Origin of the sequence: Actinoplanes sp. NPDC051851, assembly GCF_040681165.1 — a bacterium.
Taxonomy (GTDB): Bacteria; Actinomycetota; Actinomycetes; order Mycobacteriales; family Micromonosporaceae; genus Actinoplanes.
Genome location: NZ_JBFAYF010000001.1, coordinates 514,690 through 536,234, shown reverse-complemented (window position 1 = coordinate 536,234; position 21,545 = coordinate 514,690). Strand labels below are relative to the sequence as shown.

At 70.3% G+C, this 21,545-nt stretch carries 24 protein-coding genes and 3 tRNA genes; 11 read left to right on the top strand and 16 right to left on the bottom strand.

The genetic code is table 11. The features are described from left to right. Positions 1-383 precede the first annotated feature (383 nt). The 3 genes from AB0M08_RS02505 to AB0M08_RS02495 all read right to left on the bottom strand — a co-directional run bounded on the left by AB0M08_RS02505 (position 384) and on the right by AB0M08_RS02495 (position 4,165). On the bottom strand, positions 384-1,748 hold the full coding sequence (locus tag AB0M08_RS02505) for an NAD(P)/FAD-dependent oxidoreductase (protein WP_364487073.1): 1,365 nt from the start codon (positions 1,746-1,748) through the stop codon (positions 384-386). Between the two features lie 217 nt (positions 1,749-1,965). Then, the gene (locus tag AB0M08_RS02500; protein ID WP_364487070.1) at positions 1,966-3,276 is read right to left on the bottom strand and encodes a deoxyribodipyrimidine photo-lyase; all 1,311 of its coding nucleotides are present in this window, start codon (positions 3,274-3,276) and stop codon (positions 1,966-1,968) included. 1 nt (position 3,277) lies between these two features. Further along, the gene (locus AB0M08_RS02495) at positions 3,278-4,165 is read right to left on the bottom strand and encodes a phytoene/squalene synthase family protein (RefSeq protein WP_364487067.1); all 888 of its coding nucleotides are present in this window, start codon (positions 4,163-4,165) and stop codon (positions 3,278-3,280) included. A 198-nt stretch (positions 4,166-4,363) separates the two neighbouring features. Between AB0M08_RS02495 and AB0M08_RS02490 the strand changes: the two genes are divergently transcribed. The 6 genes from AB0M08_RS02490 to AB0M08_RS02465 all read left to right on the top strand — a co-directional run bounded on the left by AB0M08_RS02490 (position 4,364) and on the right by AB0M08_RS02465 (position 8,432). Beyond that, positions 4,364-5,311, top strand: coding sequence for a polyprenyl synthetase family protein (locus tag AB0M08_RS02490; protein WP_364487171.1), 948 nt, complete (start codon positions 4,364-4,366; stop codon positions 5,309-5,311). A 41-nt stretch (positions 5,312-5,352) separates the two neighbouring features. Beyond that, positions 5,353-6,837, top strand: a complete 1,485-nt coding sequence (gene crtI / locus AB0M08_RS02485; protein ID WP_364487064.1) for a phytoene desaturase family protein — start codon at positions 5,353-5,355, stop codon at positions 6,835-6,837. 147 nt (positions 6,838-6,984) lie between these two features. Further along, entirely contained in the window at positions 6,985-7,938 is a 954-nt protein-coding gene (locus tag AB0M08_RS02480) for a MerR family transcriptional regulator (RefSeq protein ID WP_364487061.1), read from the top strand. Between the two features lie 165 nt (positions 7,939-8,103). Continuing rightward, positions 8,104-8,176 (top strand) — tRNA-Glu (locus AB0M08_RS02475). A 94-nt stretch (positions 8,177-8,270) separates the two neighbouring features. Next, positions 8,271-8,344: transfer RNA gene (locus tag AB0M08_RS02470), tRNA-Asp, on the top strand. 14 nt (positions 8,345-8,358) lie between these two features. Beyond that, positions 8,359-8,432, top strand: a tRNA-Phe gene (locus AB0M08_RS02465). Positions 8,433-8,565: 133 nt separating this feature from the next. Here the strand turns inward: AB0M08_RS02465 and AB0M08_RS02460 are convergent. Then, a complete protein-coding gene (locus AB0M08_RS02460; RefSeq protein ID WP_364487058.1) occupies positions 8,566-9,405 on the bottom strand; it encodes a calcium-binding protein in 840 nt (279 codons plus the stop codon). Between the two features lie 107 nt (positions 9,406-9,512). Next, positions 9,513-10,823, bottom strand: coding sequence for a calcium-binding protein (locus AB0M08_RS02455; RefSeq protein WP_364487055.1), 1,311 nt, complete (start codon positions 10,821-10,823; stop codon positions 9,513-9,515). Positions 10,824-11,059: 236 nt separating this feature from the next. Here AB0M08_RS02455 and AB0M08_RS02450 point away from each other — a divergent pair, with 236 nt between their 5' ends. Further along, positions 11,060-11,368, top strand: a complete 309-nt coding sequence (locus AB0M08_RS02450) for a hypothetical protein (protein WP_364487052.1) — start codon at positions 11,060-11,062, stop codon at positions 11,366-11,368. Here the strand turns inward: AB0M08_RS02450 and AB0M08_RS02445 are convergent. Genes AB0M08_RS02445 through AB0M08_RS02435 form a run of 3 tightly spaced genes read right to left on the bottom strand, consistent with a single transcriptional unit; the run spans position 11,355 to position 12,844 of the window. Beyond that, positions 11,355-12,035, bottom strand: coding sequence for a DUF2786 domain-containing protein (locus AB0M08_RS02445; protein ID WP_364487049.1), 681 nt, complete (start codon positions 12,033-12,035; stop codon positions 11,355-11,357). The two genes, AB0M08_RS02450 and AB0M08_RS02445, sit on opposite strands and share 14 nt — an antisense overlap. A 17-nt stretch (positions 12,036-12,052) precedes the next feature. Continuing rightward, complete coding sequence (locus AB0M08_RS02440; RefSeq protein WP_364487046.1) at positions 12,053-12,442, bottom strand: hypothetical protein; 390 nt, start codon at positions 12,440-12,442, stop codon at positions 12,053-12,055. Between the two features lie 51 nt (positions 12,443-12,493). Next, a complete protein-coding gene (locus tag AB0M08_RS02435; protein WP_364487168.1) occupies positions 12,494-12,844 on the bottom strand; it encodes a hotdog fold thioesterase in 351 nt (116 codons plus the stop codon). Positions 12,845-13,052: 208 nt separating this feature from the next. Between AB0M08_RS02435 and AB0M08_RS02430 the strand changes: the two genes are divergently transcribed. Beyond that, positions 13,053-13,301 carry a hypothetical protein gene (locus tag AB0M08_RS02430; RefSeq protein WP_364487043.1) on the top strand — a complete coding sequence of 83 codons (249 nt, stop codon included), beginning with the start codon at positions 13,053-13,055 and terminating at the stop codon, positions 13,299-13,301. Positions 13,302-13,308: 7 nt separating this feature from the next. On the opposite strand, the gene AB0M08_RS02425 is transcribed toward AB0M08_RS02430, so the two are convergent. The 4 genes from AB0M08_RS02425 to AB0M08_RS02410 all read right to left on the bottom strand — a co-directional run bounded on the left by AB0M08_RS02425 (position 13,309) and on the right by AB0M08_RS02410 (position 16,587). Further along, positions 13,309-14,583: a PrsW family intramembrane metalloprotease gene (locus AB0M08_RS02425; protein WP_364487040.1), complete on the bottom strand. Its 1,275-nt coding sequence runs from the start codon at positions 14,581-14,583 to the stop codon at positions 13,309-13,311. Then, positions 14,580-15,161, bottom strand: coding sequence for a hypothetical protein (locus AB0M08_RS02420; RefSeq protein WP_364487037.1), 582 nt, complete (start codon positions 15,159-15,161; stop codon positions 14,580-14,582). Before AB0M08_RS02420 ends, AB0M08_RS02425 begins: the two co-directional genes overlap by 4 nt. 83 nt (positions 15,162-15,244) lie before the next feature. Then, a complete protein-coding gene (locus tag AB0M08_RS02415) occupies positions 15,245-15,808 on the bottom strand; it encodes an RNA 2'-phosphotransferase (protein WP_364487034.1) in 564 nt (187 codons plus the stop codon). After that, complete coding sequence (locus AB0M08_RS02410) at positions 15,805-16,587, bottom strand: methyltransferase domain-containing protein (protein ID WP_364487031.1); 783 nt, start codon at positions 16,585-16,587, stop codon at positions 15,805-15,807. The genes AB0M08_RS02415 and AB0M08_RS02410 overlap by 4 nt, the downstream gene beginning before the upstream one ends. 12 nt (positions 16,588-16,599) lie before the next feature. Between AB0M08_RS02410 and AB0M08_RS02405 the strand changes: the two genes are divergently transcribed. Next, entirely contained in the window at positions 16,600-16,971 is a 372-nt protein-coding gene (locus tag AB0M08_RS02405) for a PPOX class F420-dependent oxidoreductase (RefSeq protein ID WP_364487028.1), read from the top strand. 121 nt (positions 16,972-17,092) lie between these two features. Here the strand turns inward: AB0M08_RS02405 and AB0M08_RS02400 are convergent, their stop codons facing one another. Further along, on the bottom strand, positions 17,093-17,302 hold the full coding sequence (locus AB0M08_RS02400; protein ID WP_014687221.1) for a BldC family transcriptional regulator: 210 nt from the start codon (positions 17,300-17,302) through the stop codon (positions 17,093-17,095). A 292-nt stretch (positions 17,303-17,594) separates the two neighbouring features. Then, positions 17,595-18,434, bottom strand: coding sequence for a hypothetical protein (locus AB0M08_RS02395; RefSeq protein WP_364487025.1), 840 nt, complete (start codon positions 18,432-18,434; stop codon positions 17,595-17,597). Between the two features lie 172 nt (positions 18,435-18,606). Between AB0M08_RS02395 and AB0M08_RS02390 the strand changes: the two genes are divergently transcribed. Both AB0M08_RS02390 and AB0M08_RS02385 read left to right on the top strand, forming a co-directional pair. Beyond that, positions 18,607-19,686: a Glu/Leu/Phe/Val dehydrogenase gene (locus AB0M08_RS02390; protein WP_364487022.1), complete on the top strand. Its 1,080-nt coding sequence runs from the start codon at positions 18,607-18,609 to the stop codon at positions 19,684-19,686. Between the two features lie 182 nt (positions 19,687-19,868). Beyond that, positions 19,869-20,084 (top strand): DUF3073 domain-containing protein, encoded by a 216-nt coding sequence (locus tag AB0M08_RS02385; protein ID WP_284917959.1) that lies wholly within the window; start codon positions 19,869-19,871, stop codon positions 20,082-20,084. Between the two features lie 139 nt (positions 20,085-20,223). On the opposite strand, the gene amcA is transcribed toward AB0M08_RS02385, so the two are convergent. Together amcA and amcB are read right to left on the bottom strand one after the other, a co-directional pair. Beyond that, the gene (gene amcA, locus AB0M08_RS02380) at positions 20,224-20,451 is read right to left on the bottom strand and encodes a multiple cyclophane-containing RiPP AmcA (RefSeq protein ID WP_364487018.1); all 228 of its coding nucleotides are present in this window, start codon (positions 20,449-20,451) and stop codon (positions 20,224-20,226) included. Then, positions 20,420-21,523 (bottom strand): cyclophane-forming radical SAM peptide maturase AmcB, encoded by a 1,104-nt coding sequence (gene amcB / locus AB0M08_RS02375; protein ID WP_364487165.1) that lies wholly within the window; start codon positions 21,521-21,523, stop codon positions 20,420-20,422. Before amcB ends, amcA begins: the two co-directional genes overlap by 32 nt. Positions 21,524-21,545: the final 22 nt, after the last annotated feature.

Here is a 21,545-nt window from a genome sequence, read left to right as displayed (position 1 = left end):
CAAGCACCCTGTTGAGTTCTCAAAGAACAACCGCACACCTTCGAACGATCCGCATTTCCGCGGCCCGTTCCCCGGGGCACTCGCTCTACTTTACTAGGTCTTCCTGGCGTTGTCAACCGGTTTCTCCCGGTTGGTGCCGATCTAACCCAGTACGCCCGCCACTGAGCGATCCCACAGCGATGCCATGGTCTCGTTATCAGAGGATTTAGCAGGACGGCCGGTGTGCGAATCTCTCCGCTTGCCTCGCCCGTTTCCCTGCTGGCTCGGAGAACATTACCCGCTGGTTTCCCGCTGCTCCAAATCGGGGCCTACTGTTGCGCGTTCTCGCAGCTCAGCGCCGTGATTGGGCCTGCGGCCGGTGCACCGCAGGCCCTCGAGCAGGCTCAGGCGAGCGCCTTGAGCGCGTCACCCAGACCGCGGTGGAACGTCGGGTACGCCCAGATGGTGCTGAGCAGCGTGCTGATCGGGACCTCGGCGTGGATCGCCACCGAGAGCGCGCCCAGCATCTCCCCACCGGACGGCCCCGCGGTGGTCCCGCCGACGAGCACCCCGCGATCCCGGTCGGCGATGAGCTTGATGTGGCCCTCGTTGCCGGGACCGTGCACGAATCCCCGGGACGTGTACGCCAGCGGTACCTGCCCGACCTGCACGGCGAGGCCGGCTTCCCGGGCCTGCCGCTCGGTCAGGCCGACCGCGCCGATCTCCGGGTCGAGGAAGGTGACCCGGGGACGCGCGCGGTAGTCGGCGCCCGGTCCGCCCTGCCCGAGGATGTCGCGTACCGCGATGTCGGCCTCGTACATCGCCATGTGGGTGAAGGCGCCGTTGCCGGTGACGTCACCGACCGCCCAGATGTTCTCGCCGGCGCGCATCCGGTCGTCGACGTCGAGGAAGCGGGCGCCGGAGTCGAGGCCGATCGTCTCCAGTCCCAGGTCCGTGAGGCGGGCCGCGCGGCCGGTGGCGACGAGGAGCCTCTCGCCGGCGAGCACCGAGCCGTCGGAGAGGGTCACCTGGAATCCGTCGGAGTACGAGACCCGGGAGGCGCGCACTCCCGTGCGGATCGTGACGCCGTCCGCGGTCAGCGCGGCCGCGGCCACCGCCGACGACTCCGGCTCCTCCATGGCGAGCAACCGGGCGGAGCCCTCGACGATCGTGACCCGGACACCGAAGCGGGCGTACACCTGGGCCAGCTCGCAGCCGATCGCGCCGCCGCCGAGCACCAGCATCGACGCGGGCAGGGTGGCGGCCTCGACCGCTTCCCGGTTGGTCCAGTACGGCGTACCGGCCAGACCCTCGATCGGCGGGATCACCGCGGCGGTCCCGGTGGCGATCACCAGACCGCGGGTGGCGGCGTACTCCTGATCGCCGACCCGGACCCGGCCCGGACCGGTGATGGTGGCCGTACCGCGGACGAAGGTGCCGCCCTTGCCGGTGAACCGGTCGACGGCGACCTTGTCGTTCCAGTCGTCGGTGGCCTCGTCGCGGATCCGTTTCGCGACCGGCGCCCAGTCCGGCTGCACGCTGGACGTTCCGGCGAGACCGGGGATCCGGCGCGCCTCGGCCAGCGCGTCACCGGCCCGGACCATGATCTTGGTGGGGATGCACCCCCAGTACGGGCACTCGCCGCCGACCAGGTTGTGCTCGACGCCGATCACCTGCAGCCCGGCCGCGGCCAGGCGCCCGGCGACCTCCTCGCCGCCGACACCGAGTCCGACGACCACCACGTCCACTTGCCGTGCTTCAGAAGCCATGAAAACCAGCTAAGCAGAACTTCTCAGGTACGGCCGGATGGCACCGATCCCTGACTGTCGCGGAAGCGGGAACACCGAGGAAAGGGCGGTCATGAGGGGGCGACGGCGGGCCATGGCTGGTGCTCGCCGTCCTCATGACCGCCCACTCGGACGGGTACCCCGGAGGGGCCTGCCGGCGAGAACGTTTTGACGGACGCGACCAACCGGCAGACCCCGGTCACGGCCGCAGCCAGACCGCCTCGTCCCGGTGTGACTCCAGCGGGCCGGGGTAGTCGAGACCGCGGCGTACCGCCTCGGGAAGGCGCCAGGGCTGGTGCACGGCGGCGCCGTCGATCGCCCGGAGTTCGGGTACGTAGCGACGAACGTACACGCCGTCCGGGTCGAAGCGCTGCGCCTGGCGAATCGGGTTGAAGCGGCGGTACGGGCGGGAGTCGTTCCCGGTTCCGGCCGTCCACTGCCAGTTGCCGGAGTTGTTCGGCACGTCGCCGTCGAGAAGCCAGCGGAAGAACCAGCGCAGCCCGAGCCGCCAGTCGACGCCGAGGTGCTTGGTGAGGAACGCGGCGGTGATCAGGCGCGCCCGGTTGTGCATGTACCCCTCGGCCCGGAGCTGGCGCATCCCGGCATCCACGACCGGCACCCCGGTGAGGCCGTCCTGCCAGTGCCGGAGCGCGTCCTCGTCGTGACGCCAGTCCTTGTCGCGGGCCGGCTGGATCGCGTCGGTCGAGATCCTCGGGAACTCGGCGACCACCTGGTAGTAGAAGTCGCGCCAGGCCAGCTGCCGGACGAACGCCTGCGCTCCGGCCGAACCCTCGCCGCGGGCCGCCTCGGCGAGTTCCAGCGGCGAGAGGCACCCGAACCTCAGGTACGCGCTGAGCCGGCTGGTCCCGTCGGCGGGCAGGTCGTCGTGCGCGTCGGCGTACCCGGAGAGGGAACGCGACCAGGAACGCAGCCGCCGGCGGGCCTCGGTCTCGCCGCCCGGCAGGAGGTCGGGCGACTCGCCGTCCGGGATCCGGGGCAGCCGGCCCACGGCGAGGCCGGACGGCAGCGTGATCGTGCGGGGCCGGTCGGCGAGCGGGCGGAGTCTCACGCCCTCCCAGGCCCGGTGGTACGGCGAGAACACCCGGTACGCCCGGCCCCCGGAGCTGGGCCGCACCTCACCGGGCGGCACCACGGTGACCCCCGGGGTGACCCGCAGCTCCAGGCGGTGTCGCTCGCACTCCTCGCGAAGCCGCTCCTCGCGCCGCCGGGCATAGGCGGTGACGTCGTGCGCCACGCTCACCGCGTCCGCACCGGTCTCCCGGGCCAGCCGGATGGTCTCCGCCACCGGGTCACCCTCGCGGATCACCAGGTCCCCGCCGAGGTCGCGAAGCGCGGAACGCAGATCGTCCAGTGACTCGTACAGGAAACGCAGGCGGTTTGAAGAGAGACCGGCGAGATGCGGATCGAGGACGAAGAGCGGGACGGCATCCTCCGTCAAAAGCGGATTATCCCGTACGCGCAGATCCCGGGTGAACAGCGCGATCCTCATGTCACGCCGCCAGTTGGACCGGTGTTCCCGGCCGGGTGAGCAGGCTGCGCACCGCGACCGCGGCACGGCGGTGGTGGGGAACCGTGGCACGGCGGGCGAAGACGTCGTGGTCGGCGGCCTCGATCTCGTCCAGGATGCCTCCGTAGAGCTGGAACGCCGTACGCATGCAGGCCTGCGACGCCGGCTCGAGCAGCGGGATGCCGGGCGCGGCCAGGGCGTAGTGCTCGCGTGCCCGGGCCACCTCGTCCCGGATCAGCGCCTTCACCTCGGGCGTGGCCACCCGGCGCTCCAGTGTCTCGCGGGTCACACCGAAGGCGGCCAGGTGCTCCTCGGGGAGGTAGACGCGGCCGCGGTCGAGGTCCTCGGCGACGTCCCGGACGAAGTTGGTCAGCTGGAACGCGAGGCCGAGCTGACGGGCCGGCTCCCGGGCGGCGACCGGATCGCTGGAGCCGAGGATCGGCAGCATCATCGTGCCGATCACCGCGGCCGAGCCGTCCATGTAATCCAGCAGGTCGGGGTAGGTCGCGTACCGGGTGACCGTGAGGTCCATCGCCATGCTGCGCAGGAACTTCTCGAAGTCGGCGACGTCCAGGTCGAAGACCGCGATGGTGTGCAGCACCGCGGGGAGCAGCGGGTCGTCGGCCTCGGCGCCGCGCAGCCCGGCGAGGAAACGGTCGGACCAGTCCCGCAACCGGGCGGCCCGCTCGGCGGGCGGCAACGACTCGGTGCGGTCGACGATCTCGTCAGCGAATCGGGTGAATCCGTACAGAGCATGCACATGGCGGCGCTTCCAGGCCGGTAGCAACCGGGTCGCCAGGTAATACGTTCGCCCGTGTTCCCGATGCAGCTCCCGGCATCGCGCATAGGCAGCTGCCAGATCGGTAGTCATCCCCGGGCCTCCCGGCTGAGTCTTTTGAATCGACGCACGAATCGACGCAACTTCACGAGTTAGGGTACGGTACCGATCGTGGCCCATGACACCCTCGACGGGAATCGCCTCGCGATACCCCGGCAACCGGCCTCGGACAGCGGGCTGATCGGCGCGGTCGAGGGGACTCTCGCCGGGTTCCTCTCCGCGCAGATCGGAATGCTCGACACCATCGACCCGGAGCTCGGCGGCTTCGCGCGAACGGCCCGGGACCTGGTCCTGGCGGGGGGCAAGCGACTGCGCCCCACATTCGCGTACTGGGGGTGGCGCGGGGTCGCCGGACCGGCCGAGCCCGCCGAGCCACTGCTGCCGGCGCTCGGCGCGCTGGAGCTCATGCACACGTTCGCCCTGGTCCACGACGACCTGATGGACGACTCGGCCACCCGCCGCGGCCGGCCCACCGCACACCGGATCTTCGCGGGCCGGCACGGGGAGCGCTTCGGCAACTCGGCCGCTGTGCTGATCGGGGACCTCTGCCTGGTCTGGGCCGACCAGCTGCTCGCCCGGACACCCGTCCCGCCGGCCACCCTGCTCGAGGTCCGTGCCCGCTACGACCGGATGCGCGTCGAGGCCGTCGCCGGGCAGTACCTGGACGTCCTCGGCGAGACCGCGCCCGGCGACTGGTCGCTGGAGCGCGCGCTGCTGGTGGCCCGGCACAAGACCGCGAGCTACACCGTGCAGTGGCCGCTCTCCTTCGGCCTGGCCCTCGCCGGCGGCTGCCACCCCTCGGTGGGCGAGGCGTACCGGGTCTACGGGCTCGCGGTCGGCGAGGCGTTCCAGCTCCGCGACGACCTGCTCGGCGTCTACGGCGACCCGGCGGTCACCGGGAAGCCGGCCGGGGACGATCTGCGTACCGGAAAGCCGACCGCGCTGCTCATGCTGGCCCGGCAGATGGCCCGCCCCGCGCAGCTCGACGAGCTGGCCACCGCCGGGCCCGAGCGGCAGGCGCAGATCATCGCCGAGACCGGCGCACCGGCCCGGGTCGAGGAGCTGATCCGGGCCCGGGTCGCCGAGGGGCTCACCGCACTGGCCGGGGCGCCGATCGAGCCGGAGGCCCGCGCGACGCTGATCGAGCTGGCCACCGTGGCGACACACCGACCGGCATGATGGCCCCGGCTTGACTCCCCCCTCCTTGGAGCTGTGACGTAGTGCGTACCGTTTCCGGGCCAACCGACCGGGTCATCGTGGTCGGCGCCGGGCTGGCCGGGCTGGCCACCGCCCTTCACCTGGCCGCCGCCGGCCGCCAGGTCACCGTCGTCGAACGCGAGCTGGTGCCGGGCGGCCGCGCCGGGCGCCTCGCGGTCGGCGGCTACGAATTCGACACCGGTCCGACCGTGCTGACCATGCCGGAGCTGATCGCCGAGCCGCTCGCCGCGGTCGGCGAGAACCTGAGCGACTGGCTGGAGCTGACCCCGCTGCACCCGGCGTACCGGGCGTACTACCCGGACGGCTCCACCCTGGACGTGAAGACCGACACCACCCGGATGGCCGCCGAGATCGCCCGGGTCTGCGGGCCCCGGGAGGCCGACGGCTACCTGCGGTTCGTCGACTTCGCCCGGCGGCTCTGGCAGCTGGAACGGCACCACTTCATCGACCGGAACCTGGACACCCCGGTCGATCTGGTCAACCTCAACCTGCTGCGGCTACTCGGGATGGGCGCGTTCCGCCGTCTCCAGCCGAAGATCAACGAATACTTCCGCGACCCGCGTACGCAGCGGATCTTCTCGTTCCAGGCGATGTACGCCGGTCTCGCACCGCACGACGCGCTCGCGGTCTACGCGGTGATCGCCTACCTCGACTCGGTGGCCGGCGTCTACTACCCGGCCGGCGGCATGCACGCGGTGCCGAAGGCGCTGGCCGGGGCGGCGGAGAAGCACGGCGTGGTCTTCCGGTACGACACCACGGTCGAGCGGGTCACCACCGCGCACGGGCGGGCGACCGGCGTGGTCACGGCGGGCGGGGAGCATCTCGCGGCGGACGTGGTCGTACTCAATCCGGATCTGCCGATCGCCTACCGCGACCTGCTCCCGGCTCGGCGCCGCACCCGCCGCCTGAGCTACTCCCCCTCCTGCGTGGTCCTGCACATCGGATCCCGCCAGGCATATTCCAAGATCGCACACCACAACATCCATTTCGGTACGGCCTGGCGCGGCACGTTCGACGAGGTGATCCGGAAGGGACTGCTGATGAGCGACCCCTCCCTGCTCGTCACCAACCCCACGCACACCGACCCGTCGGCGGCGCCCGAGGGACGGCAGGCGTACTACGTGCTCGCCCCGACGCCGAACCTGGAGGCCGGGCCGATGAACTGGCGCGGCGGGCTCGACCGGCGCTACGCCGACGAGATCATGCGGGTGCTGGAGCGGCGCGGCTACATCGGCTTCCGGGACGGCGTCGAGGTGGAGCGGATCATCACGCCGGCGGACTGGGCGGACGAGGGGATGGCGGCGGGTACGCCGTTCGCGGCCTCGCACACGTTCCGGCAGACCGGGCCGTTCCGACCGGGGAACCTGCACCCGACCCTGCCGAACGTGGTGTTCACCGGGTCGGGGACGCAGCCGGGCGTGGGCGTGCCGATGGTCCTGATCTCCGGGAAGCTGGCCGCCCAGCGGATCACCAAGGCCGTCTCGTGATCCATCCCGGTGCGTTCGCCACCCCGCTCGCCGCCTCGCTTGCCGCCTCGCTTGCCGCCTCGCTTGCCGCCTCGCTTGCCGCCTCGCTTGCCGCCTGGAGCGTCGCCTCGTTCGTCGCCTGTCGCGTCGTCTTTTCGGAGCGGCCGGGTGGGCGATGAGGCGCTGACCGCCGGGGCCGCCGCGCGGCGGCTCGGCGTCGCGGTGACCACCCTGCGGACCTGGCATCAGCGGTACGGGCTCGGCCCGAGCCGCCACGAGCCGGGACATCACCGGCGGTACACCCGCGAGGACATGGACCGGCTGCAGGTCATGCAGCGGCTCACCGCCCAGGGTGTGGCGCCGGCGGAGGCCGCGGCGTGGGCCCGGGGCGCTCCGTCGGGGCGGGTCTCCTCCCCGGACCCGGCACCCGGCCAGGGCGGCGGCCAGGTGATCGCTCTCGGTCAGGCCGACGCCTCGGCACGCGGGCTGGCCCGGGCCGCGATGCGGCTGGACGCACCGGCGATGCGCGGGCTCCTCGGCACCGCCGTCGCCGACCGTGGCGTGGTCGGGGCCTGGACCGAAGTGATCATGCCGGTGCTGATCGGCATCGGCGAGCGCTACGCGGCGACGGGGCGCTTCATCGAGGTGGAGCACCTGCTGTCCCGGACGGTGACCGAGGCGCTCGCCGCGGTGCCGGTGGCCGGCAGCGACTGGAACGGCCCGTCCTCCGGGGTCTTCGGCGGTCTCGGCTCATCGCCGCTGGTGCTCCTGGCCGCCGCCGACGAGGAGCAGCACACGCTGCCGCTGGAGGCGCTCGGCGCGGCCCTGGCCGAGGCCGGGGTGCCGAGCCGTCTCTTCGGGGCCCGCCTGCCACCGGAGGCCCTTCTGGACGCCGTGGACCGTACCGGCCCGGCCGTCGTGGTGGTCTGGTCCCAACTGCCCGCGACCGGTGCGGTGGATCAGCTGACCCGCCTGCGCGCCGTACCGCGCCCGCCCGTCGTGGTCGCCGCAGCCGGACCGGGCTGGCCGCCCGATGATCTGCCCCCCGGAGTCACCCGCCTGAGCTCCCTCCCGGAGGCCGCCCGGCTCGTCACCACGGCCGCCACCAGCCGATCGACCTGACGTTTCCCCTGGTCAGAGAGGAACGGAAGAAAAGAGGGATACCGATTTGGAGACCGCTCGGTGGATCACATATGCTTTGCAGGCCTCAACGGGGCGCGGTTGGGGCTAAGGCCACCAAACGTTGCTGATCGCGAAGCCAACGCGATGTGCAATGATGGCGGAGTTGCCCTCATCGTCTAGTGGCCTAGGACGCCGCCCTTTCAAGGCGGTAGCACGGGTTCGAATCCCGTTGGGGGTACTGGTAAGTTAGCAACGCGAGTTGCCGACAAGCCAAGCAAGGTAGTAAAAAGTACCACGGTAAGATCGCAGTACAGCAAGATGCAGCACAGCAAGGTCCTGTGGAGCAGTTGGAGTGCTCGCCGCCCTGTCAAGGCGGAGGTCGCGGGTTCAAGTCCCGTCAGGACCGCAAGTATCAGTCACGGCCAGGTAGCTCAGTTGGTACGAGCGTCCGACTGAAAATCGGAAGGTCGGCGGTTCGACCCCGCCCCTGGCCACTCTCGCGCGAAGACCCTCACTGCGGAAACGCATGTGGGGGTTTTTCTTTTTCCGATCAAACCGCTCCGCGTCCCCGAAAAATGAGCCCGAGTCCGGTGGACTCGGGCTCATGATCGACGTCACAGGAGGCGATCAGTTATCCCAGGGGTAGATCGGGATGAACGCCTCGCAGTTCGTCGCCGTGCTGGTGCCGAAGATGCCGCAGCGGTCCGATCCGGTGCCGCCGTCCAGCCGGTCGACCGCGGCGGGGTCACCCCACACGTACCCGTTGTCCTCGACGAGCCATTCGCCGACGATGACGTCGGCGCCGGCACCACCGGAGACCGTGTCGTCGCCGTCCCCGCCGTAGGCGGTGTCGTCGCCGTCATCGCCGTAGAGCACGTCCTTGCCGGCCCGACCGTAGAGGTCGTCCGCACCGCCACGGCCGTGGATGACGTCGTCGCCGTCGTCACCGATGATCTGGTCGCCGCCGGAACCACCGTCGAGCACGTCGTTGCCGGCGCCGCCCGCGAGCGAGTCCCGGCCATCGCGGCCCTTGATCGTGTCCGCTCCGGTGCCGCCCTTGAGCTGGTCCCTGCCGGAGCCGCCGATCAGCGTGTCGTCGCCCGACCCACCGTCGGCGTACAGGGGAACGGAGGTCTTGTCGGTGACCTTGTCCTTCCTGTCGCCGAGGGTCGCCTGAATCTTCGTGGTCTTCTTCGCGGTCGTGCACGTGACCCTGGTCTTGTCGACCCGCTTGCAGCCCTTGCCGGCCTTCAGCGCGACCCGGTCATCCAGCGTGACAGTGCGGCCCTTGATCGTGATGACCACGGAGTTCTGCCTACCGCTCGCGGCGGTGAACACGACCGTTCCGCTCCCGGTCACCTTCGCCACCCCGGTGGTGGCGGCCTGCGCGGGCGCAGCGGCGAGCACGACCAGCGCGGAAGCGGTCACCCCGATGGCGGCCAGTACCTTACGGCGAGATTTGTCCATCTGACGTTCCCCGTCTGCTCAAGTGGACTGAGCGACATCATCCCAGTCGATTCCGCAAATGAGCGAGGGCCCGGCAGAAGCCGGGCCCTCGCGGTGAAGACCAAGGATCACTTGACCAGAGCGGCCAGTTCCTTCTGAGCCGCGATGATCGACGCGAGAACGTCGTCGACGTGCGCGAGAGCACTCTTCGCCCCGGTCACAGCCGCGGCGCTGGAGACGCCGGACTGCACGATCTCCTCACAGTTGGAGATCTGTGCCGCGGCGTTCGCGATGCAGTAGTCGCCGGCCGTGTGGGTGCCACCGTCGAGGAGGTCGAGGGCGGTGTCGCTGCCCAGCGGCACGAAGGTCCCGTCCTCCTCGAGAGCGTCCTCGTCGAGGTACTCACCGATCAGGATGTCATCGCCGGTGCCGCCGGTGATGGTGTCGTCGCCCGCGTAGCCGGCCAGGAAGTCGTCGCCGTCGCCGCCGGAGATCTTGTCATTGCCGCCCGCACCGAAGATGTAGTCCGTGCCGGCGTCACCGGTGATGGTGTCGGCGCCGGTGTCGGTCTCCTCGTCGTCGCCCGCGATGATGTCGAAGCCGGCGTTGCCGGAGATCTTGTCGTTGCCGGTGCCACCGAACAGCACGTCGTCGCCGTTGCCACCGGTGATGGTGTCGTTGCCGGAACCGCCCCAGACCTCGGGGTCGCTGCCGTCGCCCGCGGAGATGGTGTCGTTGCCCCCGTCACCGTGGATCGTGTCGGCACCGGCCTCGCCGGAAAGGGTGTCGTTGCCGGAACCGCCGTACAGCTTGTCGTTGCCGGAGCCGCCGACGAGCTTGTCCGTGCCGTCCTGGCCGTACAGCCTGTCGTTGCCGGTGGAGCCGTAGACGGTGTCGTTGCCCGCGTCGCCCTGGACGTAGTCGTTGCCGGAGCCGGCCGAGATGTAGTCGTTGCCGGAACCGCCGTACAGCTTGTCGGCGCCGTTGTTGCCGTACAGCTTGTCGTTGCCGGAGCCGCCCTGGAGCTGGTCGGCGCCGGAGCCGCCCTTGAGGGTGTCGTTGCCGGAGCCGCCGTCGATCAGGGTGGCGACGGAGGTCTTGTTCGTGAAGGTGTCGTTCTTGTCGCCGAGCGCGACGTTGATCTTGGTCGTCTTCTTCGAGGTCGTGCACTTCACCTTGGTCTTGTCGACCTTCTTGCAGCCCTTGCCCGGCTTGATCGCAACCTTGTCGTCGAGGGTCACGACGCGACCCTTGATCGTGACGACCAGCGTGTTCGTCTTGCCCATCAGTGCGTTGAACTGAACGGTGCCCGAGCCGGTCACCTTCGCCAGGCCGGCCGAGGCCGCCTGCGCCGGCGAGCTGAACATCGTGGTCGTGGTGGCCACCGCGGCGGCGGTGACACCGATCGCGGCCAGCGCCTTGCGATTGAACAGGAACATGCGTTTCCCCCGGTGAGAACGGATCGGCGAGGATGATCATCGCCGAACACCGATGTTAGAACGGTACCGTTCCGACGCACCTCATCCGTTCGACCAACTTCACTGGAACAACAAGCCGACAACGCGATCCTCCAGAGTGGAGGTACGTGAACAACGGCAGGCCCGGCACTTGAACGCGGGGCTACTGTCGGTGAAAGTGTCTGGATCGGTCACCAGTGGTGAGGAGGCACGACACCGTGCAGAGCTTCACGAACGACGACGAGCAGGGCGCCTACAACCTGGCTGAGGCCTTCACCGAGAAGGCTCTCGCCTGCATGAAGAACGCCGAGGAGGCGAGCGAGGCCTTCCGCAAGGGCAGAATCGCGATGCACCGGCAGTTCAAGGCGCGTGGCCTGTCCGAGGTGGAGGCCGACATCCGCTGGTCCGGGTCGGCACCGGCCGCTCGCGCCATCGCCGACAACCAGTTCTTCATGACCCAGGCGTCCATGTACAACGTCGCCGCCGCGACCCAGTATGCGAAGGCCCTGTACCTCAAGAAGCAGTGACCTCGGAGTCGCCGCCGAGGTGGGCCGTCTGACCGGCCCGGTACCCCCGCAGACGGCCACTGCCCTGTAGCCGGCGAGGTGGCAGCTTCGCCAGTCGTGGGTACACCTCGTCCCGTTTCCGCTCGACCAGGTCGGTCCGGTCCACCAGCACGAGCTCCGCGCCGGGCGTCTCGGCCACGGCGGAACGCTCGGCCTCCCAGAGTCGCGCCCGGATCGCCTCGGTGTACCCGACCAGCCAGGACCGCCGGTAGGCCGCCGGGTGCTCGCCCCACGGCACCGGCGAGGTGGCGAGCGCGTGCGCGGCCTGCACCAGCAGTGAGGTGAAGAGCAGCTCGGCCCGGGCCAGGTCGGCCTCGTGACCGAAGAGGTGACTGCGCGCCGTCCCGCCGCGCTCCAGGTGCACCACGCGACAGCGCAGTGGTGCGGCCACCGCCGCGAGCAGCCCGGCCTTATCCCTCGCGTAGGGCGGCACGACGACGACGATCCGATCGCCCACCGGGTCCGCCGCCGGGTCCTCGGCGGCGAGCATCGCCTGGTCGACACCGTACTTGGCGATCAGCTCGGCGGCCTTGATAGTGAACGCCTCGGCTTCGCCCGGCGTACAGGCCGGATCCTCGGCCATGGCGAGCAGCTTGCGCACGCGGGCCAGCAGGCCGTCGGTTTTCATGTACGAGCTACGTGCTCTCAGGCTGCCCTGTGACGCAGGGTCGCGACGGTGGAACCCGCCAGCGCCAGGAGGCAGCTCGGCAGCTGACCGTCGGCGATGGCGGCACCGAAGAGGGCCTCGCCCGTCGGGAAGTCGCCGTTCACATAGGCACTGACGAAACGGGCGACCCAGCGCTTGTCGTATCGCGCCTCGTCGATGCCGGGGAACTCCAGCGTCCAGGCGCCGCGCCCGGGCACCTGCCCCACCATGGTGGCGGCGAGGCACCAGGCGACGTCCCAGGCGCCGATGACGCCCTCCCGGTCGACCAGGGCGTCGAAGGTGTCGGCCACAGCATCGCTGTCACCGCTGAGCGCGCACGTGAGGATCTGCGCCGCGTCGTCGAATGCGTGCTGTGGTACGTCGGTCACGGAGAAAACCGTACGCGGAAGCGTCAAGGAAAGCTCACCTACACGGCGATTTCAGGCACCACGCAGCAGACAGGTGATACGCGCCGTGCAGACCCGGTCACCGGACTCGTCCTCGATGACCACCTCGTATGTGGCGACCGCGCGCCCCCGGTGCACCGGCACCGCGATCCCGGTCACAAGCCCGGAGCGGGCCGCCTTGTGGTGGGTGGCGTTGATGTCCACGCCGACCGCGAACGGCCGGTCCACGGTCTGCCCGTGCAGCACCGCACCGACCGAGCCGAGCGTCTCGGCCAGAACGCAGGACGCGCCACCGTGCAGAAGACCGTACGGCTGGGTGTTGCCCTCGACCGGCATCGTGCCGACCACCCGCTCGGCCGTGGCCTCAGTGATCTTGATGCCCATCCGCTCGGCCGCCGCACCGCCGCCGTTCGAGGTGAACAGGTGCTGCGTGCCGTCTTCCGCTATATCCACGACGGCGTACGTTACCCCTGGCCGGAGGCACGACCAGCGATACCCGTCACAGCCCGCAGGACTGGCGCTTGCGCGGATCGGGTATGCATGTGGCCGTTGCGCCGGAAGATCCGGCTGAGGCAGCAAGGGGAGGAAACCCATGAGCGAGCCGCAGGAGAACGTGGAGACCCGGGGCGACGGCCGGGTCGACCTGATCACCAGCGACGCCAACGGCGATGGAAAGACCGACGTCTGGGTCTCCGACACCGACGGCGACGGCAAGCCCGACCTGTACCAGTTCGACACCGACGGCGACGGCAAGGTCGACATCACCATGGTCGACCTCGACGAGGACGGCACCCCGGACACCGTGGTCGACGGCGACGGTGGTCTGCCCCCGCAGGTCTGACCCGCGCTCAGCCTCCGCCGAGAGCGGAGAGAGCGACCCAGAGCACCGCGATCGCCACGGCGGTCGTCCCGACCGTGGAGGCGGTGTGCCGCCAGGAGTGGACACCCTCCACGGCCTCGGGGTGCCCGAGTGCCACCAGCGCCGCACGTTGCTCCCGGACGTCGTCGTGGTGCCGGCCGTCGGGCCGTTCGGTGGAGCCGGCGGACGCGCGGCTGAGCTCGACGGCGAGCCGGGCCTGGGCACGCTGGAGCCGCCGTACCCGAACCCGGGCCTGACGACCCGCCGAGGCCGCGGCATGCCGCCGGGCCGCCGCACGACGGGAGCCGGAGCCGAGCGCACGCAGCTCCCCGACGGTGATCAGCTCGGGATCGCGCAGCGATGCCAGTTGCGCGACGTAGTAGGCCGCCTCCCGGTCGTGCGCACGGCGCACCAGGTAGAGGATGAGCAGCAGCGGTGGCAGGCCCTTGAAGACCAGCACGGCCAGCAGCGCCACCGCGCCGTTGCCGAGGCCCTCGCGGAAGAGCGGCGAGTTCCAGAGCACGTGCGAGGCCCAGGCACCGAAGAGCGCCAGCCCGGCCATGATGATCCGGTGGGCGCGGCCGCGGTCGGTGGTGACCACCAGGTAGCCGATGCCGGCGCCGGCCAGCGCACCGAAGAGGGTGTGGCTCCAGACCCCGGCGAGGAAGCCGCGCACCAGGAACGTGGTGACCACCGGCTGAATCTGATCGCCCTGCCCGGCCAGCGCGACGGCGCCGATCGCGAAGACGACGTCCTCGACGATCTGGAAGCCGAGGCCGACCAGGGCGCCGTAGACGACACCGTCCAGCACGCTGTTCACCTGCGAGCGGGCGATCAGCACGATCGCCACCACGCCGAGGGTCTTGGCGATCTCCTCGACGCTGGGACCGGCGAGCGCGGCACCCCACTCGGCGGCCAGGCTGGGTGAGCCGATCTTGGCGATCAGGTTCTCCAGCGCGGTGCTGGCCGGAATGGAGACGCTGGTGGCAACCAGGCCGCCCCAGGCGAACGCGACCGACATCAGCCCGGCCGGCTCGCGCTCCAGGAAGTCGAGCTCGGAGACGAAGAGCCAGAACGGGATGGCGAGCAGCCCGAAGAGGCCGATGGCGGCGACCGTGGCGATCGGGAACGCCTCCAGGAACCGCGCGAGGATCTGCGACATCCGGACCGCACCGACCGCCAGCAGCAGGATCACCACCCAGAACGCGGGGTTGCGCGCGAAGGCCGCCGCCCGGGAGGCCCCGGGACGCACCGGATCACTCATCGGGTCCCCTCGTAGCGCAGGGTCTTGGTGCTGGCGTCGATGGTCGGGAGGCTGCGGCCCAGGTCGAGGTCGCCGCCGCTGACGGTGACCTCGATGGTCAGGCCGTGCGCGACGAAAACGGCGTACCGGCCACCGCGGTCGCCGGCGGTGTATCCACCCTGCAGGCCGGCCAGCCCGCCGGCGGTGGAGACGGCCAGCTGGGTGCCGGTCACCTGATACCCGGAGGTGCCGGTGATGCGCTGACGGAGCCGGACGGCGGCCGCGGTCAGGTCGCCGTCGAAGGGCTGGACGGCGATGGCGTACCGCACCGCGCCGATCCGGAAGAGAGCGGTGCCGCGATCGTCGCCCGGCCGCGTGCCGGTGACGTCCAGCGTGGCGCCGGGTGGTGGCACCACGGACACCCCGGCACCGACCCGGTACGGCTCGCCGGCGCGCACCGGTCGCTGGGCCGAGACAGCCCGGTCCACCGCCGGCAGGCCGAAGGAGAGCGCCGCGAGGATCGCGACGAGAACGAGCGCGATGATCAGTCCGGGTGTGCTGGGGAGATCGGTGAGTTGACGCCGCGTGACCGTCCCCATTCGTCCACGCTAACGAGGCATCGCGGGTGCCGTCCGGCGATCGAGGGGTAAGGCCACTGTGGATGGACGATCAACCTGGCAGATTACGGATTTGTCCGTTTTACCGAAAGACGCGCGGAGGGCACGACTGAGGTAAGCCAAACCCCATTCTCGCTCCGGTGGAAGACGTGGCCCTCGGCCGCCAGGGCTCCGGCCGCGACCGCGAGGACCACGACGTCGGCCGATCGCCGCCGGCCCACCCGGATCGCGGTGGGCACGTCGGCGGAGAGGTGTACGTGGTGCCGGCTGCGCGGTCGCAGTCCGTCGCGCAGGATCGACTCCAGGTTCTGCCGCGGGGTGCCGTGGTAGAGCTCCTCGGGCGGGGTGGCCGGCGGCAGATCCAGGTCGACCGCGACCCGCCGGGAGTGCCCCTGGCTGGCCCGGATCCGCTCCACGCCGTCCGGCCCGGCGGTGATCGCGAACCGGGACTTGTCGTTCTCCGCCACCACCACGTCAAGCTCGGCCCGGCCGATGCCGAGCGCCGCGAGGAGATCCGCGACCGGCACCCAGCCGTTCGCGTCGAGGGTCAGCCCGGCGGTCTCCGGGCGGTGCCGCAGCACCAGGGACATCCGGCGGCTGAGCCGGACCTGCCGTGAGGTGAGGGTCATCGCATCAACTCCATGACCGCAAGGTAGTAGGGGCGGTCCCGGTCGTCGATCGACGTGAGGCGCCAGGGCGTGCCCGCCACCAGCGTCTCCAACTCCTCGGCCGAGCAGTTCAGGTAGTCGAACCACTCGCTGGCGACCATCCGGTAGCGCAGCCGCAGCCGCAGCTGACCGCCGAAGCGCCCCCGGGCCCGGTTCCGCTCGTGATAGCCGACGTGCACCGGGTCGCTCGTCCCGTACGGGTCCGCGCCCTGGGCCAGGATCCGGGCGCCCGGGTTGGCCAGCCGGGCCAGCGCGTCCAGCATCACCGGCGCCCGCTCCCGGCTCTCCAGCAGGCCGAGGTTGTTGCCGAGCAGCAGGAACGTGTCGTACCGCGCGGCGGCCCGGGCGTACTCGTCCACGGTGGCGAGCACGGTGTCCCGCAGGCCGCGCCGGCGGGACACCTCGATGGCGCCCCGCGAGGTGTCCAGGCCGGTCACCGCCATCCCGCGGCTCTGCAGTTCGATCGCGATCCGGCCGGCGCCCACCCCGATGTCGAGCACGTGGCCCCGGCAGAGGCGCAGCGCGCGGTGGTCGTGCGGCTGCCAGGCGTCCGGCTCGTCCAGGTAGTGGTCCGCCGGGGCGCCGTTGATCAGCCCGTCGTCCCGCTCGATCACCTCGATCACCGGGCGGGGTAGTCGTCCTCCCGCCAGGGGCCGGGGACCGATGCCGGTCCGTACCGCGTACGCGTCTGTGATCATGTCGCCGAAGGCGTCGCCGATCGTCGGCTGTTCCATGGTCATTACTCTTGAGGCATGACCGCGCTGGAGCAACTGGGCTCGCAAAAGTATGTCCTGCTCACCACGTTCCGCCGGGACGGGCGCGCGGTCGCGACCCCGCTCTGGGTGGTGCCGGACGGCGACGGCCTGGCGTTCTGGACCGTGGCGGACAGCGGCAAGGTGAAGCGGATCCGCAACAGCGGCCGGGTCACCGTCGCCCCCTGCGACGTGCGCGGCACTCCCGCCGGCGAGGCGATGGAGGCCACCGCCCGGCTCGGCGACGCGGCCGATCTGCACCGGGTGGGCGCGACGCTCAAGCGGAAGTACGGCCTGATGGGCCGCCTGACCATGCTCGGCAGCCGGCTACGCCGGGGTGCCGACGGCACGGTCGCCGTACTCGTCAGCTGATGTGCGAACCGGCCGTGTCCCACCGGCCGGCCCGTCGTTGATCTAGGAAAAGAACGGGAAACGAAGAAGGGGCGATCGCCTTCCCCAGCGCTCGCCCCTTGCAACGATCTCAGTCGACTGTTCAGTCACCCTGACGCTGCGTGGGAATCTGCCCCTGCAGCAGGGCACGAACTTCCGACTCCCGGTAGCGACGGTGGCCACCCAACGTGCGGATAGCGCTGAGCTTGCCCGCCTTGGCCCACCGGGTGACGGTCTTCGGGTCGACACGGAACATCGACGCCACCTCGGCCGGCGTTAGTAGCGGCTCAGGATCGTGCGTACGCGATGCCATCGGTCACTCCTCCACAGGTACCTAAAAACATCGGCCGGGGTCCCGCCGGCCGGTGCGTCTCTCATGGTCCGGCTAGTCCCCGATGTCCGACATGGGCCGAACGGACGAACGTCCCCAGATAGACGGATGAAGCATGCCCGATTTTTGCGTGTTTTCTACGCCAGATAGTGCCGCGTTTAGTCCGATTATCACGCTTCGCGGATTGGCGATTACGAAGAGTATTCGCCTCGGGAGCGCTCTCATGTGAGTGTTCGTCGATGAATTACGTACGCGTCTGTCCTATTTTCGCAGCTCAGTTGCTTCGTTCGAGAAGAGCCACCGCGCGCCAGCGGGCGGTCAACTTCTCATAGGCCTCGCTCGCTGACTCAGCGTCACCGCGAGAAAGTGCCGAAAGTCCGGCAGCCACCAGTCCGGGGGAATCATCCGAAGTGAGGGTGTCCTCCGGAAGGAGGTTTACCAGGCCGCCGTAGTCGAGCTCGACCACCGACCGCGGATGGAACTCCTCCAGCCATCGGGTGCCCTCCTCGACCGCCTCGGTGATCGGCGCGTCGCCCAGCGCCTTGCGGAGCACCGACACCGCACGGTGCGCCCGGCGGCGGGCCTTGGAGATCTCGGTGCGGTACCGCAGCATCCGGCGGCGGCCGGTCAGCGCGATCTCCCGCTCGTCCAGGTCCACGAAGGCGAACCAGCGCAGCGGCACACCCCACGTGGCGATCTGCTCGTGCACCCGCGGCACGCCCTGCTCCAGCACCTTCGCGCCGCTGCGCCAGTCCTCCACCACGGCCTTCGCCTGGCCGGCCAGCACCGGCGGGACGAAGGCGTCGGCGAGCACGGCGGGCACGCCGTCCCGCGCGTTCAGAGCCGCCTCGGCCACCCGCAGGCGCAGGTTCCACGGGCAGATCAGCAGCGCGTTCTCCCACTCCAGGACGTACGCCTCATCGGGCAGGTCGGGCAGGCGGGTCCAGCCCGCGCCGAGCGCCTCCAGCACGGCGGTGCGCTGACGGACCGGCCCCTCGACCGGACCGAGATCGCGGCCCTCCTTCGCATACCGGCGCCAGAAGACCTGCCGGTCCCGGTCGAAGGCGGTCAGCGGCTCGTAAACCCGTAGGTACGACGCGAACAGTGACGGCACGGCGCGATCCTTTCACGAAATCGGCCGAGTGGAACTTCCCGCGCGGGCGTAATCGCCGTGCCATTCGCCCACCCGGACCGGGGCGGGGCCGGGCATAAGCTCGCATTGTCCGGCGTATCCCACCGGGGACGGGCCCCACGAAGGCCCACACAGGAGAATCAGGAGAACAGCGATGGGTGTGTTCGACACCGACGGCAACGAGGCCAGCGGACACGAACAGGTCGTCTTCTGCCAGGACCGGGTGACCGGCCTCAAGGCGATCATCGGCATCTACTCGACCGCGCTCGGGCCCGCGCTCGGCGGCACGCGCTTCTACCCGTACGAGAACGAGGAAGCCGCTCTCGCGGACGTGCTGAAGCTGTCCCGGGGGATGGCGTACAAGAACGCCCTCGCCGGGCTGGACCTGGGCGGCGGCAAGGCTGTCATCTGGGGCGACCCGGCCACCACCAAGTCCGAGGCCCTGCTGCGCGCCTACGGCCGCTTCGTGGAGTCGCTGAAGGGCCGCTACTACACCGCCTGCGACGTCGGCACCTACGTACCGGACATGGACGTGGTCGCCCGGGAGACCCGGTATGTGACCGGCCGCAGCATCGAGCACGGCGGCGCCGGCGACTCGTCGGTGCTCACCGCCTGGGGCGTCTTCCAGGGCATGCGGGCCGCGGCCGAGCACACCTGGGGCAGTCCCACCCTGAAGGGCCGCACGGTCGGCATCGCGGGCCTCGGCAAGGTCGGCAAGTACCTCGCCGGCCACCTGCTCGACGACGGCGCCACGGTGGTCGCCACCGACGTCAGCGCGACGGCGCTGGACTGGGCCCGCACCACCCACCCCGGTATCCACCTGGTCGCCGACACCAGCGCGCTGATCTCCGCCGACATCGACGTGTACGCGCCCTGCGCCCTCGGCGGCGCCCTGAACGACGAGACCGTCCCGGCGCTGCGGGCCAGGGTGGTGACCGGCGGCGCCAACAACCAGCTGGCCCACCCCGGCATCGGCAAGCTCCTCGACGACCGCGGCATCCTCTACACCCCGGACTACGTGGTGAACGCCGGCGGCGTCATCCAGGTGGCCGACGAGATCCAGGGCTTCAACTTCGAACGGGCCAAGCTCCGCGCCACCGGGATCCTGGAGACCACCCGGCGCATCCTCCAGCTCGCCGGCGACGAGGGGGTGCCGCCCGCCGTGGCCGCCGATCGGCTGGCCGAACGGAGGATGGCGGAGGTCGGCCGTTTGCGGGCGATCTACCTCGGCTGAGACCGATCAGTGACTGCCGCGCGACCCGTGGAGCAAGAGAACCGCGACGCGCGGCAGTGTCACACGCAACCCGAGGTGCCGAACACGGCGTCGTCCATGTACCGTAAGACCCACGAGAGATGCCTGACGTCATCGGGGCCCGCCTTCGGGCTGCCCCGAATTCTGTGCGAGGGGGTCGAGCCATGGGGCGCGGCCGTGCTAAGGCCAAGCAGACGAAGGTGGCCCGGGAGTTGAAGTATCACTCCCCGAACACCGACCTCACCGCCTTGCAGCGCGAACTGGCGGGTACACGCCAGTCCGACCGTCATTTCGACGACGACAACGAAGAGTTCGTCGACGATGACGAGGATGACGCTGACGACGACCAGGATTCCTGGTCGCCTCCAAGGCGGCTTTGACCCGTACTGCACAGGGCACGCGGACTGACCCCGCGTGCTCCCGTGTGTCGTGGTCACCAACTCCTAACGGTTACAACCGAAGCCCACGCGGGCCTCTGTCCGCGTGGGCTGGGACCAACCACCTCTCCGCCTCCGCTTCTCAGCGAGGCCGGTTGTTCCAGTTGTAGAACGTTGGGATGTTCTCGAAGTGGTTCCAGGCGCAGACCGCCGAGCCGCCGTTCTGCGGTGTCTCCTCGGCGCGCTGCCCACGGGCCGCTTCCGCCTCCGCGATGAGTGCGGCCAGGCCGTCCCGAGTGTCGTGCACGCGTGCCGTCACCGGGTCCGTCCCCACGTTCTCAGACGGCCGTGGCCTGGTGATCTCGGGCATGGTCCAACACTCCCTCCAGTAGGCGAATCTTGCTGTTGCGGCAGTGATCCGTCTCGGTGACGTCGAACCTGCCGTGCTCGAAGTAGCGGTTGGCCGCGTGCGCCCCGCCGCAGAAGCCGAAGTACGGGCACGAACGGCGGCAGCCCTCTATCCCGCGCAGGAACTCCCCTATCCACGGCGTCTCCGCGGCCGTGGAGAGGATTTCCCGCAGCGGCGCGGTCAGCACGTTGCCACTGGTGAAATCGCCGTACCGGGGGTCGTGGAAGCCGGCCAGTTCGGGCGAGAGCAGGACCACCGAGCCGTCCTGCGCGATGGTCGGGATCGGATCCAGCCGCCGGGGCAGCAGCCCGTCCGCCGTGCCGTCCAGGACGGCCGCGGCGTACCGCAGGGACCACTCGATCTCGCGCAGGTGGATCCGGGGGTCACGGCGCCAGGCGCCGACCAGCTCGGCCCAGAAGGCGGTCACCGCGGCCGGGTCGTGCCGGTTGGTCCGCAGGTTCACGCCCTCGAGCTCCTCCACGTTGATGCCGAGCACCTCGCAGCCGAGGCCGAGGAAGAACTCGTACAGCTCGGTGGCGACGCCGGGGCGGGGGTCGCTCACCACGCAGAGGGTGGAGAACGGGATGCCGTGCCGGCGCAGCGCCCCGATCCCCTTCATGATCAGGTCGTAGGCCGGCTTGTCGCCCCGGTCCACCCGATCGCCGTTGCGCTCGCGCGGGCCGTCCACGCTGACGCTGACCCGGACGTCGTGGGCGAGGAAGAACTCGCACCACGCGTCGTCGATCAGCGTCGCGTTGGTCTGCACGTGGTGCTCCACTCCGGTGCCGAACGGCGCGAAGAGGGCACCCAGGTGAGCCGTACCGGCGGCGAGCGGCTCACCGCCGTGCCAGACCACGGAGAAGCGGTCATCGCGGGCGAAGTCGGCGACCTCGGCCGCGACCGCCTCGGCGACCGCGACCGGCATCTTCCGGTTCTCCCGGCGAAACGGTAGGTAGCAGTACCCGCAGGCCAGATTGCACAGAGTAGTCGGCTGCATGACGACGTATCCGGGCACCGCCGAGATGCCCCGCATCCCGCTCCACGCCTCCGCCATC

Excerpts from the sequence above, each read along its gene's own strand:
- AB0M08_RS02505 (WP_364487073.1), bottom strand. The coding sequence starts at position 1,748 with ATGGCTTCTGAAGCACGGCAAGTGGACGTGGTGGTCGTCGGACTCGGT.
- AB0M08_RS02500 (WP_364487070.1), bottom strand. The coding sequence starts at position 3,276 with ATGAGGATCGCGCTGTTCACCCGGGATCTGCGCGTACGGGATAATCCG.
- AB0M08_RS02495 (WP_364487067.1), bottom strand. The coding sequence starts at position 4,165 with ATGACTACCGATCTGGCAGCTGCCTATGCGCGATGCCGGGAGCTGCAT.
- AB0M08_RS02490 (WP_364487171.1), top strand. The coding sequence starts at position 4,364 with ATGCTCGACACCATCGACCCGGAGCTCGGCGGCTTCGCGCGAACGGCC.
- AB0M08_RS02460 (WP_364487058.1), bottom strand. The coding sequence starts at position 9,405 with ATGGACAAATCTCGCCGTAAGGTACTGGCCGCCATCGGGGTGACCGCT.
- AB0M08_RS02455 (WP_364487055.1), bottom strand. The coding sequence starts at position 10,823 with ATGTTCCTGTTCAATCGCAAGGCGCTGGCCGCGATCGGTGTCACCGCC.
- AB0M08_RS02445 (WP_364487049.1), bottom strand. The coding sequence starts at position 12,035 with ATGAAAACCGACGGCCTGCTGGCCCGCGTGCGCAAGCTGCTCGCCATG.
- AB0M08_RS02435 (WP_364487168.1), bottom strand. The coding sequence starts at position 12,844 with ATGGGCATCAAGATCACTGAGGCCACGGCCGAGCGGGTGGTCGGCACG.
- AB0M08_RS02430 (WP_364487043.1), top strand. The coding sequence starts at position 13,053 with ATGAGCGAGCCGCAGGAGAACGTGGAGACCCGGGGCGACGGCCGGGTC.
- AB0M08_RS02425 (WP_364487040.1), bottom strand. The coding sequence starts at position 14,583 with ATGAGTGATCCGGTGCGTCCCGGGGCCTCCCGGGCGGCGGCCTTCGCG.
- AB0M08_RS02420 (WP_364487037.1), bottom strand. The coding sequence starts at position 15,161 with ATGGGGACGGTCACGCGGCGTCAACTCACCGATCTCCCCAGCACACCC.
- AB0M08_RS02415 (WP_364487034.1), bottom strand. The coding sequence starts at position 15,808 with ATGACCCTCACCTCACGGCAGGTCCGGCTCAGCCGCCGGATGTCCCTG.
- AB0M08_RS02410 (WP_364487031.1), bottom strand. The coding sequence starts at position 16,587 with ATGACCATGGAACAGCCGACGATCGGCGACGCCTTCGGCGACATGATC.
- AB0M08_RS02405 (WP_364487028.1), top strand. The coding sequence starts at position 16,600 with ATGACCGCGCTGGAGCAACTGGGCTCGCAAAAGTATGTCCTGCTCACC.
- AB0M08_RS02400 (WP_014687221.1), bottom strand. The coding sequence starts at position 17,302 with ATGGCATCGCGTACGCACGATCCTGAGCCGCTACTAACGCCGGCCGAG.
- AB0M08_RS02390 (WP_364487022.1), top strand. The coding sequence starts at position 18,607 with ATGGGTGTGTTCGACACCGACGGCAACGAGGCCAGCGGACACGAACAG.
- AB0M08_RS02385 (WP_284917959.1), top strand. The coding sequence starts at position 19,869 with ATGGGGCGCGGCCGTGCTAAGGCCAAGCAGACGAAGGTGGCCCGGGAG.
- amcA (WP_364487018.1), bottom strand. The coding sequence starts at position 20,451 with ATGCCCGAGATCACCAGGCCACGGCCGTCTGAGAACGTGGGGACGGAC.
- amcB (WP_364487165.1), bottom strand. The coding sequence starts at position 21,523 with ATGCGGGGCATCTCGGCGGTGCCCGGATACGTCGTCATGCAGCCGACT.